The sequence below is a fragment of the Edwardsiella piscicida genome, assembly GCF_001896205.1.
GTDB classification, from domain to species: domain Bacteria; phylum Pseudomonadota; class Gammaproteobacteria; order Enterobacterales; family Enterobacteriaceae; genus Edwardsiella; species Edwardsiella piscicida.
The window spans coordinates 3,272,676-3,285,716 of the sequence record NZ_MPNU01000001.1 but is presented as its reverse complement, the minus strand read 5'-3'; the positions used below and the strand labels follow the sequence as shown (position 1 = coordinate 3,285,716).

Here is a 13,041-nt window from a genome sequence, read left to right as displayed (position 1 = left end):
TTAGAAACGATTGCCCAGGGTCAGGCCGATAACGCCTTCGCCGTAGCGGTCATCACGGTTATAGCCCAGACCGATCCCCAGGTTGAGCGACTCGCTGATATCCATGCGCGCGCTGGCATCGACGCGCAGCTGATTGCCGCCCACTCGGGCGCCAACGGTCTCTAAGGTCGAGCCGCCGTTGGTGATGGCGACCAGCGTATGCTGCTGACGGATGCGGCGATCGCCGTCGAGATCGTGCAGATAGCTGACCTGCATCGATGGCGTCAGCGTGCCCCAGCCGGTGGCGTACTGTGCCCAGGCGCTCAGGCCGCCGCCCAGGTGGTTCAGGCTGTATTTCTGGCTGCTGTTGCTCAGGGAGAGGATGGAGCCATTTTCACGCCAGGAGTCAAAGTTGAGCCACTGGTACTGGTAGGTGAGCATCGGGCGCAGGTGCAGGGCGCCCAGCTCCAGATTCAGGCCCGCGTTGAGCTGGTAGCCTGCCTGCATGCCGGTATAGTCGCCGTTGGCCTGGGTTTCGCCCTGCCAGCCGCTGTCGCCGCCGATGTGACGCTCGCTGTTGACGCGCAGATAGCCGATGTTGAGGTTACCGTCGGCGAACAGTATGCCGCTACGCCAGCCGAGGTAGGGCATCAGCTCGACCGCATCGATGCGTTTACTCTGGGTCACGCCGCGGCTGTCGGCCTGGCTATGGCTATAGCCGAGGGCAAAGCCGAGCATGGCGCTGTCGTCGATCTCCTGATCGGCGCCCAGGCTGATACCGTAGCGGTTCATGCGAAAGCCGTTGGCATAGTCATTGCCGCTCTGGGTACCGTGGCCGTACAGGGTGTTGACCCACAGGTTCCAGCCGCTGTCGCGCTCCTGCAGCGGCAGCTGACCCAGATAGCCGAGCTGGCGCTGGGCGATATTGTTACGCATGTCGCCGACCAGCTGGTTGGCGGCGCGGATCTCGCTGCCGTCGCCGTTAGGGGTCATCTGGTTGGCCAGCGTCGCGATGGCTTCGGCGTTGCTGCCGGCGGAGACCAGCAGCGCCAGCGCCTGATCAGAGGCGGCGCTGTGGGTACCGTTAAATTCATTCAGTACGTTGGGGACGATAAAGGCGGTGGTGCGCAGTGCGTTGGCCGAGGCGCCACCCTGCTCAGCCAGGGCCGCAAAGGTGCTGGCGCCGCCGTAGCTGACGCCGTAGTTGACGATCAGCTGATTGCCGCTGACGCCGCCGTTCATCTGCGGCGGAGAGGGCTCTATCCAGGAGTTGGTCTGGGTCAGCAGCGGGGAGATGTCGAGCTTGGCGCCATCCATGCCGGTGATAGTGACTTTGTCGGCGTTGGTGATGCCCTCGGTGGCTTCGATCAGCACGATATCTTTATTGATAATGTTCGAAATCTGACTGCCGTTGTAGCCCATGCTGACGGTACTGCCATCTTTATGCAGGGAGAGTTTGTCGACCCGCAGGATGGCCTCGTCCAGGTTGGTTCGATCGTTGAGCTGAAAGACCAGATTACTGCCTTTCTGGTTTACAAAGGTTCCGCCAAAGTGGATGGTGCTGTCTTGCCCGATGATGGTCAACGTGCCCCAGTTTTCGACCGTATTAAACCCACTGATATTGTTACCGTTGAAGATGGCGGTGCTGTTGTTAAGGGCAAAGTTGATCTTGTTGCCTTTTTCGGTGTTACCGTTACCTAAGATATCGCCGATAATGGTACTGCCATCGACGATATCTGCGCGCATCGGACCGCTTGCCTGACGGAAGTCCATGGCGATGCCATTGCCGCCTTGGACGGTCGCACCGCCTTTGACACTGAAGATACGCCCGCTGGAGAAACTTCCATCGACCTGAATAGCGGTGCCCTGTTTGCTGATAACGTTGACGCCGTTGATATAGACATTGTTGGTGACCGTGGTGCCTTTTTCAACCAGCATTGCGGGGGTATCTGGAGTATTGACGATGATGTTTTTATTGACCGTTGCGCCGCCACCGCCAATGATCATGGTATCGCAGATATCGCTGGCAGGATCGCAATCCGCGGCCCAGGCGGTGTTGTAGAGTGCAGAGGCAATAGCGGTATAGAGGAAAAGATGCTTATATTTATTCACGTGATAACCTCGGTGTTGGCATTCTTATTAGTGGATTAGAAACTGGCGCGTACGGCGACCTTGAAATAGTCGTATTCGGTCTTCAAATCGCTATTTTTTGTTTTGATTTTTTCGTGATAGTACTCGGTCATTACGCGCCACTGATTATTAATCGGATAGGCCAGTTGCAGGGTATAACGTGACATGTCTTTATTGATAAAGTCGCCCTTGGCATTACGCTCGGTGATCTCACCAAATACCGACTGACGGGTCGATGGCGAGATAACCAGGCCGATGGGGGTATTCCAGTTGAGATAAACACGCACCTGCTGGTTGCGCTGGAGTTCGCGGGTCTCAAACTCATTTTGCTTATTGGCGTGCTTGCCACTTTGGAAATAGGCGACGGTGGTATTGATATTCGGGGTGATAAAGTAGCGGATGCCAGGCTCTAACTCCCAGGAGAGATAGTCGGTATTGGTGGTCAGCCCCTTTGCCAGATTCTCTTTCTTCTCCATGCTGAACATGGCGCTGCCCGCCAGAGCCCAATTGTTCGAGAGGTTGTAGTAATAGGATGTCTTGGTGCTGTAGAAGTCAACGGTAATACGGTTGCCGTTGTCATACGTGGTTGTGTCCTGACGCACCTTGAAGCTGGGCTGGATCCAACCATTATTGATCTTGTAGCGATAGCCAGCCTGCAAATCCAGACGCTGATAGCGACTGTTATTATCGGCTTCACGCTGACGTAGTCCGGCATCAAAATACCAGTTGGATTTCGTGGGGTTAATATTGATATCTAAGCGGTAACCGGAGTAGTTAGCCGGCGTATCATAATCGGCGGTTTCCCAAGAAAATATGGTATTAATATTGGCTGACTGCGCGCTCAGAGAGGTCAGCGACAGCGCAATAAGCGATCCCAGAAGTAATTGATTGTGCTTGTTCATAGCATTCCTTACGATAATAACAACCGTGATGAATTAATGCTTTTGCTGGTATTGTTATGATTATTTTTCGAACGCAAACCAAACGCTGCCCTTACTGTCGACAGCGTCGACAGTAAGGGGGACGGGTAAATACGTACGATGCGTGGCGTTAGCTGGCTTTAGCGCACTCAGCCACTTTTTTGTTCAGTTTATTGGTGGTGGCGGTGGTAAATTCAACCGGGCGCCAAGAGTCACCGGTTTTTTCCAGCCATGGAATTAATTCTTCATCGGTGAGTTTTTTAATCAGAGCATCATTGCCAGCGGCAATATTCTTCATCTGATAGGGATCGTTAACATTATCGTACAGGGTGTATTTCAGCGGCTGGCCATCTTGGCGATCGATAACCAGGGTGTGGCTGGTGGTGCGTACGCCGCGGCGGCCGAAAGAGGGCTCGCCGTAGGGAACAAACAGGTATAGCTGAGAGCTGGCCGTTTCGCCCTTACCGTGGGTGATGCGCGATGCCAGGTTGCTGCCCTCGACCGTGCCGGGGATCCACTGCTCCAGTCCCATCAGACCGAGGATGGTCGGGTAGATGTCCGGCGCCGACATCAGCGCGTCATCGTTGCCCGGGGCAATTTTGCCCGGCAGGCGGAACATCATCGGGATGCGCATCGCCTCTTCATAGGGGACGTTCTTGGTCGGCTGACCGTTGGCGCCCAGGCAGCAGCCGTGATCGGAGAAGAACACCACCAGGGTATTCTCCGCCAGCCCCTGCTTGTCCAGCTCGGCCAGAATACGGCCAAACTGTTCATCGACCCCGTTGACCATCGCCATGTACTCCTTGAAGTACTGCGGGCCATAGCCTTCTTGGTAGTTGGCCTGCCAGTCGACGTTGGGACGGGTGTTGAGATCGCGCGAGCTCTTGCCCGGGAAGCGGTCCAGGTATTTTTGCGGCACCTGATCGTAGGGGGAGTGCGGCGGGTTCATGGACACCACCAGCGCGAACGGCTTGTCGGCGGCGCGGAAGCTGCCTTTCTCATTGCGCAGGAACTTAATGGCCATATCGGCTTCGTGTTCGGCGCTCCACTGATCGACATACATCGGCGATTCACGCGGGGTATTATTGCCCCAGTACATCGGGCGCATATGCAGATCGTAGGTGCCGTAGGAGTACCAGAAGTCAAAGCCGTGGCGGCGATCCGGGGCGGTCCAGTCGTTCCAGTAGCGCCCTTCCATCGGGTTGTTGTAGCTTTCAATAAAGGGGGCCTGGGGGGCGTCCAGATGCCATTTGCCGATGTAGCCGGTGCTGTAGTCCAGCTTTTTCAGTACGTCTGACCAGCACTGGGCGTAGCGCGACAGCTCAATCCCGACCTTGCCGCCAAAGTCATGCGCGTTGCCGGTGATGCCGTTGCGGATCGGGTACTGCCCGGTCATCAGCATGCCGCGAAACGGCGTACACAGCGGGTAGTTGGACACGGCCTGGCGCATCACGCGAGACTGCTTGGCGAAGGCGTTTAAGTTCGGCGTCAGCGAGGGGTCCTGTCCCATAAACTGCAGCGCCTGGGCGCGGAATTCGTCGGGAAACACGATCAGCAGATTCGGCGCATCCGCCGGTCTGGCCTGTGCGCCTTTTCCCTGCTCCTGCCCCAGCGTGGCGGCGAGGGCGGCCGGCGCAGAGATGGCTGCACCTCCGGCGGCCAATCCTTTCAGAAAGCTCCTGCGAGTAACGGACATCAAACCCCCCTTCTTGTTTTTGCGTTTTCTTTCGTTTGGTTTTTACACATCTTATTTATACTTTTTGTGCAGCTCAAATCATAAATTAACGAAAATCATGGAAATAAAAGCAAGATCACACTAAATGCACTACGGCGCGGTGAAGGGGGGACGAGGGGCGGAGAAAACTGTGAGGTACTTAACAGGTATTACCGCGTAGCATACGGTTTTTAAAGGCGTTACCGCGCGATGACCAGACGGAAATCGTGATGGTTACGGGGGAGGATTTCCGTGGCGAGCCGCCGCGGCGTCGGGGTGACCATCGCGCACCGAAAATAGCAACGCATGCAATCGAAAGCGTCGTGATTAATAGATAAATAACGATAAATCATGTTATTGCATGCCTTCTGTTTTATAAAAACTAAAACGAAAGGTGTTTGTGTAGCTTGTTTGTGCAATAAATGATCTTTTGCTTTCAATGATTTTCGTTGTTGTCGTGGGGCTCGCGCAGCTGTTCGGCGACGGCCGTGATCTCCTCCTGCAGCGAGGCGATAAAGGTCTCTACGGCGGCGGAGCCGGGGCGGTGGCGGGGGCGGATCAGGCTGACGGTAAAGGGAACGGCTACGCTGAAGGGGCGCCACGCCAGTCCGCGGCCGGCGAAGTCCAGCGCGGTCAGAGGATTGACGATAGACAGCCCGATTCCCTGGCGCACCAGCGCGCAGACGGCGGCGGCGCTGTGGGTTTCTGCCACCATCCGGCGTGCGATCCCCGCCCGTTGAAACAGGGCATCCAAGGTATGGCGATAGCTATCGCCGGTCGACAGGCTGATATAGGGCTGCGCCGCAAAGTGGGCCGGGGTCAGGATGGCATGGCGTAGCAGCGGGTGATCGTCCGGCAGTACGCAGACCTCATTCAGCGTCGCCAGGGCGTGGCGATCGCAGCCCGGCGGCGTGCTGCACTCTTCCGTCAGCCCCAGATCGTAGCGCTGGGCCGAAAGCCACTCCTCCAGCAGGGGGGACTCCTGCGGGGTAATGGTCAGGCTGACCTCCGGATAGCGGGCGAGAAAGCGGCGGCAGACCTGCGGCAGCAGGGACTGGGAGAATGCCGGCAGACAGACGATATCCAGCGTGGCCCGACGAAACTGGCGGATCTGGCTGGCGGCATCTTCGATACGCTCAAGACCGTAGTAGGCGCGCTGAACCTCTTCAAACAGCTGCAGCCCCTGGGCGGTTGGCCGCAGACGACCGCGCACCCGATCGAACAGCTTTAGCGCCAGCAGCTGCTCAAAGCGGGCCAGTTCGCGGCTGACGGTCGGCTGAGAGGTGTGCAGCTGCGCGGCGGCCTCGGTGAGGTTGCCGCTGGTCATCACGGCATGAAAGATGGCGACCTGACGCAGGGAAATACGGTGCATGGCGGGCTCCGGCGACGCGCGGCGGTACAGGAAACGGGCGTATTCCATATCATAAATGAATAGACTTGTGACAAATAGATATTTTTTATTCGCTCAGCGCGCTGCTACATAAAGAGGAATGCTGATTTTTCCGGAGCCTTTTGCCATGCCCTATCCTCTGAATCAGGCCGGTTATGCCCTGAATGACTCGCTGCTCGCCGCTCTGCCGGGCCGCTTTGGTACGCCGCTGTGGGTTTATGACGCGGCGCTGATCGAACGCCAGATAGCCTCTCTGCGCGCCTTCGACACCATTCGCTTCGCGCAGAAAGCCTGCTCCAACCTGCATATTCTGCGCCTGATGCGTCAGGCCGGAGTGAAGGTAGACGCGGTATCGCTGGGGGAGATTGAGCGGGCGCTGGTGGCGGGATTTCGCCCGGGCGGCGACGATGAGGAGATCGTCTTTACCGCCGACGTGATCGATGAGGCGACGCTGGATCGGATCTGTGCGCTGGGGATCACGGTTAACGCGGGATCCTGCGACATGCTGCGCCAGCTGGGCCGCCGAGCCTCTGGGCACCCGGTCTGGCTGCGCATCAATCCGGGCTTTGGCCACGGCCACAGCCAGAAGACCAATACCGGCGGAGAAAACAGCAAGCATGGCATCTGGCATCAGGATTTGGCGCAGGCGCTGGCCCTGATCGATACCTACGGCCTGCGTCTGGTCGGCCTGCATATGCACATTGGCTCCGGCGTGGATTACGACCACCTGGCCCGGGTCTGCGATACGCTGGCCAACCAGGCGATCGCGCTGGGGCGTGATATCCAGGCGATTTCCGCCGGCGGGGGGCTCAGCATACCCTACCGCGACGGCGACGCCGCGGTGGACGTCAGGCACTACTATGGGCTGTGGGATGCGGCGCGGCGGCGTATCGCCGCGCATCTGGGGCATCCGGTGCGTCTGGAGATCGAGCCGGGACGCTATCTGGTGGCGCAGGCCGGCGTGCTGCTGGCGCAGGTGCGGGCGGTGAAGTCGATGGGACAGCGCCACTTTGTCCTGGCGGACGCCGGGTTTAACGATCTGATGCGCCCGGCGATGTACGGCAGCCATCACCATATCTCGCTGCTGCCGCAGGATGGGCGCGACGTCGCGACGCCGTGCATCGAAACGGTGGTGGGGGGACCGCTGTGTGAGTCGGGTGATGTGTTTACCCAGCGCGAGGGGGGCAAGGTGACCTCGTGCGCGCTGCCGGCGGCGCAGGTGGGAGACTGGCTGGTGTTTCACGATACCGGCGCCTACGGGGCCTCGATGTCCTCCAACTATAACAGCCGTCCGCTGCTGCCGGAGGTGCTGGTGGAGGGGAATAAGGCCCGGCTGATCCGCCGTCGTCAGCGAATGGATGAGCTATTGGCGCTGGAGCAGATATAATGATTTCAGGAATCGTTCTGCGCCATTGCTCTCAAATTAAACATATTAAATTGTTGCCTTATGTTTCACGAGCCAACAATAACGTTATTTAACTAATTAGATCATATTTCCCCCAGAGCGGATCGCCTACACTCAGCGGCCTGATTTCTTACTGCGTGATTGGGGTGGGACGTCTCCCGTAGCGGGGCGGCAGCGACGGTCATGTTGGCCCAGCGCAAGGCGCGAGCGGCAAGATGCGTCACCCCCAATACGCCGTGAGTAGCGCAGCGCTGGGCGTCGGGCTCCGCTGCATGATGCGCGCCAGAAATGGGAACGCTGCACCGTCGGACCGGAGCCACTGGCCTTCGCGTCTTGCCCCCCATTTCTGGCTCAGCGTCGACGCCACGCACCGTTACAGCAATGGGATACAGTCGAGTATGAAGAGCACGAAAACCTGTTCGTTATCGCGCCTGGAGCCGATCTGGCAGGATTTGTTGCATCAGGCGACGCAGAGTCTGCTGGCTCAGCGTTCGCTTCCCGAGCTGATGCGTGCCCTGCATCAGCTCTCCTTCTCCGCGATCCGCTTCGATCGCGTCAATATTCTGCGCTTGGATCCGCTGCATAACCGCATCACCCTGTATCGCTACGATCCGCAGCAGGATCGGGTGATCCAGGACGGCGATGTCCTGCTGGCCGATGGCCCCGGCGGGCGAGTCTGGACCGAGCAGCGCCCGGTCTGCTGCTCGGGCGCCGATTTCTGCGTTGACTTCGCCGCCGTCGCCGCGCTGCCGCACTATGCCGGGATTACGGCCTATTGCCAGCTGCCGCTGACCACGGAGCGACAGCGTCTGGGCGGTATTGAGTTCATTAAGTATCGAGCCGATGCCTTCAGCGAGGGAGAGCTGGCGCTGGCGGCGCCGCTGGCTGAGATCGTGGCGCAGATCTTCGAGCGTCTGCTGGAGCGGGAGCAGTTCCAGCAGCAGGAGGAGCTGCTGCGCCGCGAGCGTGACCATTTCCGTATTTTGGTGGACGTGACCAATGCGGTGACCTCCAAGCTGGAGATGGATGCGCTGGCGGCCGAGGTCTCCAAGGAGATCCACCGCTTCTTCGGTATCGACTACATCGGGCTGTCGCTGATCGAGCAGGGTGACGAGCGCCTTAAGTCCTATATCACCGGCTATCAGAGCGGCAAGGCGGTGCTGCGCGAGCAAAAGCTGCTGCCGCTGGCCGGCTCGTTGGCCCAGCGGGTGATCCGGGATAAGACCATGCTGCTGATGGATCTCTCCGATTCCGCCCGCCTGGCGCCGCAGGATCGTCAGCTGGCTCAGATGCTGAGCTTTGGCAACCGTACCGTCTGCCAGCTGCCGCTGATCTTTGGCAATAAGGTGCTGGGCGTGCTGAAGCTGGCCCAGTGCCAGGCGGGAGTGTTTAATCCGCGCAACCTGAAGCTGCTGCGTCAGATCGCCGCCCGCATCGCCATTGCCGTCGATAATGCGCTGGCCTACGGCGAGATTTCGCGCCTGAAGGACAGCCTGGTGCATGAGAACCGCTATCTGACGGAGTGCATCCGCCAGGAGGGCGACTTTGGCGAGATTGTCGGCCAGAGCGAGGCGATGCGCAGCGTGCTGGAGCAGGTGGAGATGGTGGCGGCCAGCGACTGCAGCGTTCTGATCCTGGGGGAGACCGGCACCGGTAAGGAGCTGATCGCACAGGCGATCCATAACCTCAGCCTGCGTAATCAGAAGCGAATGGTCAAGATGAACTGCGCCGCCATTCCCAGCGGACTTCTGGAGAGCGATCTGTTCGGTCACGAGAAGGGGGCCTTTACCGGCGCCAGCGCCCTGCGCATGGGGCGCTTTGAGCTGGCCGACCACGGCACGCTGTTTCTGGACGAGGTCGGGGATATCCCGCTGGAGCTGCAGCCCAAGCTGCTGCGGGTGCTGCAGGAGCGCGAGATCGAGCGCCTGGGCGGCAGCCGGGTGATCCCGGTGGACGTGCGGCTGATCGCCGCCACCAACCGCGATCTGAAGCAGATGGTGCAGGATCGCCAGTACCGTAGCGATCTCTACTACCGGCTCAACGTTTTTCCTATCGTTATTCCGCCGCTGCGGGAGCGCCCCGAGGATATCCCGCTGCTGGTTAAGTTCTTCACCCGCAAGATAGCCAAGCGGATGAACCGCACTATCGACAGCATTCCCACGGAGACCATCCGCATGCTGAGCCAGCTGCCCTGGCCGGGTAACGTGCGTGAGCTGGAAAATATTATCGAGCGGGCGGTGATCCTGAGCCGTGGTCCGGTGCTGAATCTGCCGCTGGATGAGCTGCAGTACCATCTCTCCCCGCCGCTGGCTAACCGAAGTATGCCGATCTCGGCGCCGATGGCGTCCGCGTCGTCGGCGCCGGAGCCGGGGGAGGCGAGCGAGCGAGAGCGTATCCTGCAGGTGCTGCGCGAATGCAACGGCATCGTCGCTGGACCGCGCGGCGCGGCGGTTCGCCTGGGGCTGAAGCGCACGACGCTGATCTCGCGCATGCAGCGTCTGGGGATCTCGGCCCACGACGCCACCCTGTAGCCTCAGGCGTCGCCAGGGGTGTCACGGCGGCATCGACATTAGTGTCGATGCCGCCGTCGTTTTAGCGGGTGCCCCGCGCCGCGCGGCATCCCCTCTGGCGATAAACGCATCATCTGCGCTGAAATACGTTATTTAAGTTACTAATTTCCTGTAAAACATCATACAAATAATTAATAATTAAAACTGGCACGTATCCTGCTTATTTTGGTGACCGACGGGCGGTTATGTCGATCGCGCGTCGGCTGCACGGCGCATCACATCGCGATGCGCGCAATCTCTGGAGTATGGTGGAGTAATTACTATGAAGGTCAGCGAACTAACCGAGAAGTCGCTATTTATCCATAATAAAAATGAGAAGCTGATGGCGCAGTGGGCGACCTATAAAAGCAGCCTGATCAAGGCGACCACCTCTTCCCGACTGAAGATTTTCCATGAGTTCAGCTGCGGTGACGGCGACAGCGTCAACTTTACCGTGTTTGACCACTTTATGGTGGAGATCCGTCTGGCCGGGGAGTTTTACAGCAAGACCATTCAGTACGGCCTGCGGCTGAACGGCGGCGATGAGGATCGCTTTGTCGAGCTGGGACGGGCGACCTTTGACGACGAGGGGATTCTGGATGGCCGGGTGAGCAATCGCGATCGCGACGGCGTACTGGAGCACTACCTGGAAAAAATTCAGTCGCTGTATGACACCCTGTACCATGCCATGCAGGACAGCCGTCCGCTGCATGAGGTGCTGTTCGCCCGCTGGGGTGGCAACGTTCCCGCCTAACCCCCAGGGGAAAACACCGGGCGGAGATGCCCGGTGTCGATCCGCGCTCAGCAGATGCGCGGCAGCGGTTCGCTGTGCGGCAGGTCGAGCAGACGCGCCGCGCCGAACAGGCCGACCAGGCGCACCTGACGCCGATCGGTGGCGACGCCGATGGTGGCGGCATTCGCCCCCAGCGGGTGGGCATGCAGGCAATCCAGCACCGCCTGCTCCGCCTCGGGCGCGACGGCCAGCACCAGCTTGCCCTCGTTCGCGAAGTTGAGCGGCTCCAGCCCCAGCAGTTCGCAGATCCCGCGCACCGCGTCTTTTACCGGCAGCGACTTCTCGTCGACATCCATGCCACAGCCGCTGGCCTGGGCAAACTCATGCAGAATGGCGGTAACGCCGCCGCGGGTGGCATCGCGTAGGGCGCGTACGCCCGGGATGTTACGCAGCGGCGCGATCAGCGGCGCCAGCACGGCGCAGTCGCTGCTCAGTTCGGCCTCTAGCCCCAGCTTTTCCCGCAGATTAAGGATCGTGGCGCCGTGATCGCCCAGGGTGCCGCTGACGATCAGACGATCGCCCGGCTGGATCTCGGCGGCCGCCCAGCGGATATCCGCCGGAATGGCGCCGATGCCGGCGGTATTGATAAAGATCTTATCCGCCGCACTGCGCTGCACTACCTTGGTATCGCCGGTGACGATCTGGATCCCGGCGTCGCGTGCCGTCTGGGCCATGCTCTGAACAACCTGCTCCAGATCGCGCAGCGGCAGCCCCTCTTCCAGGATGAAGCCGCAGGAGAGAAACTTGGGATAGGCGCCGCTGACCGCCAGATCGTTGGCCGTGCCGCAGACCGCCAGCTTACCGATGTTACCGCCGGGGAAGAAGATAGGATCGATCACGTAGCTGTCGGTAGTGAAGGCCAGCCGATCGCCCAGCTGGTTGAAGCCGCACAGCGGCAGACGCGCCTGATCTTCACGGGCGTTGAGCGCCGGATTGTCAAACAGCGGTAAAAACAGGGTATCGAGCAGCTGTTGCATTGCCAGGCCGCCGCTACCGTGCGCCATGGTAATCACATCGTCTTCAGACCATTTGCTCATGCTTATTGCTCCATTCCTCGACGATACTGGTAGAACGCCGCGCAGGCCCCTTCCGAAGAGACCATCAGCGCACCAAAGGCATTCTGGGGATTACAGCGGGTGCCGAACAGCGGGCACTCCGCCGGTTTGCAGCGGCCGGTCAGCACGTCGCCGCAGCGGGCGAGCGGATCGTCAGCCACGCGCTGGCGCTGGGGGTGAAAACGCAGCTCGGCGTCAAACGCGGCGTAGGCCGGGCTCAGGGCTACCCCGGAGTGTGCGATTTCACCGAGTCCGCGCCATTCGCTGCTGTCGCGGGTGACAAACACCTCATCCAGCGCCCGCTGCGCCAGGGCATTACCGCTGTCCGGTACGATGCGGCGGTACTGGTTTTCCACCTCGCAGCGTCCTTCGCACACCTGGGCCAGCAGCATATCCAGAGACTGCAGAATATCCAGTGGCTCAAAGCCGGTGATCACCAGCGGCTTGTGAAACTCATCGCAGATAAAGGCGTAGGGATGGGCGCCGATCACCATGCTGACGTGTCCCGGCGCAATGAAGCCATCGATGCGCACATCGGGCTGCTGCAGCAGGCTGCGCAGCGTCGGGGTAATGGTGATGTGCTGGCAGAAGACGCTGAAGTTTTTCACGTTCTGGGCGCGAGCCTGCTGCAGGGTGACGGCGGTGCTGGGCATGGTGGTTTCAAAGCCAAGGCCGAAGAAGACCACCTCGCGATCCGGCATCTGCTGCGCCAGGTTCAGCGCATCGAGGGGAGAGTAAACGATGCGTACGTCCGCCCCCTGACGCTTGGCGTCGAGCAGGGAGCCGCTGCGACCCGGCACGCGCATGGCGTCACCAAAGGTGCAGAACACCACGCCGGGGCGGCGGGCGATCTCCACGCACTGGTCGATACGCCCCATCGGCAGTACGCAGACCGGACAGCCCGGACCGTGTACGAATTCGATCTCTTTGGGCAGCAGCTGATCGAGGCCAAATTTGAAGATGGCGTGGGTATGCCCCCCGCACACCTCCATGATCTGCAGCGGCAGACGGCAGCTGGCCGGCAGTTGGCTGACGCGCTGGCGGATCTTCGCCAGCAGCGCCTCCGCCAGCTGGGGATCGCGGAATTCATCAACAAACTGCATTTA

9 protein-coding genes are annotated in these 13,041 nt (G+C 59.9%); 3 read left to right on the top strand and 6 right to left on the bottom strand.

Going from position 1 to position 13,041, the window contains the following annotated elements:
• From BRD58_RS15180 to BRD58_RS15165, 4 genes are all read right to left on the bottom strand, one after another.
• Positions 1 to 2,091, bottom strand: coding sequence for an autotransporter family protein (locus BRD58_RS15180; protein WP_015462265.1), 2,091 nt, complete (start codon positions 2,089 to 2,091; stop codon positions 1 to 3).
• Positions 2,092 to 2,126: 35 nt separating this feature from the next.
• On the bottom strand, positions 2,127 to 3,011 hold the full coding sequence (locus tag BRD58_RS15175) for an OmpG porin family protein (protein WP_073383539.1): 885 nt from the start codon (positions 3,009 to 3,011) through the stop codon (positions 2,127 to 2,129).
• 148 nt (positions 3,012 to 3,159) lie between these two features.
• The gene (locus BRD58_RS15170) at positions 3,160 to 4,725 is read right to left on the bottom strand and encodes a sulfatase family protein (RefSeq protein WP_034167933.1); all 1,566 of its coding nucleotides are present in this window, start codon (positions 4,723 to 4,725) and stop codon (positions 3,160 to 3,162) included.
• Between the two features lie 454 nt (positions 4,726 to 5,179).
• A complete protein-coding gene (locus BRD58_RS15165) occupies positions 5,180 to 6,115 on the bottom strand; it encodes a LysR family transcriptional regulator (protein ID WP_073383535.1) in 936 nt (311 codons plus the stop codon).
• 145 nt (positions 6,116 to 6,260) lie between these two features.
• On the opposite strand from BRD58_RS15165, the gene lysA reads away from it, so the two are divergent.
• The 3 genes from lysA (at position 6,261) to hycA (ending at position 10,841) form a co-directional block, all read left to right on the top strand.
• On the top strand, positions 6,261 to 7,520 hold the full coding sequence (gene lysA / locus BRD58_RS15160; RefSeq protein ID WP_015462263.1) for a diaminopimelate decarboxylase: 1,260 nt from the start codon (positions 6,261 to 6,263) through the stop codon (positions 7,518 to 7,520).
• 416 nt (positions 7,521 to 7,936) lie between these two features.
• On the top strand, positions 7,937 to 10,069 hold the full coding sequence (gene flhA / locus BRD58_RS15155; protein ID WP_073383531.1) for a formate hydrogenlyase transcriptional activator FlhA: 2,133 nt from the start codon (positions 7,937 to 7,939) through the stop codon (positions 10,067 to 10,069).
• 301 nt (positions 10,070 to 10,370) lie between these two features.
• Positions 10,371 to 10,841: a formate hydrogenlyase regulator HycA gene (hycA, locus tag BRD58_RS15150; RefSeq protein WP_012849732.1), complete on the top strand. Its 471-nt coding sequence runs from the start codon at positions 10,371 to 10,373 to the stop codon at positions 10,839 to 10,841.
• A gap of 47 nt (positions 10,842 to 10,888) precedes the next feature.
• On the opposite strand, the gene hypE is transcribed toward hycA, so the two are convergent.
• Together hypE and hypD are read right to left on the bottom strand one after the other, a co-directional pair.
• Entirely contained in the window at positions 10,889 to 11,917 is a 1,029-nt protein-coding gene (gene hypE / locus BRD58_RS15145; protein ID WP_069579291.1) for a hydrogenase expression/formation protein HypE, read from the bottom strand.
• Positions 11,918 to 11,919: 2 nt separating this feature from the next.
• Positions 11,920 to 13,038, bottom strand: a complete 1,119-nt coding sequence (gene hypD, locus BRD58_RS15140) for a hydrogenase formation protein HypD (protein ID WP_012849730.1) — start codon at positions 13,036 to 13,038, stop codon at positions 11,920 to 11,922.
• Positions 13,039 to 13,041: the final 3 nt, after the last annotated feature.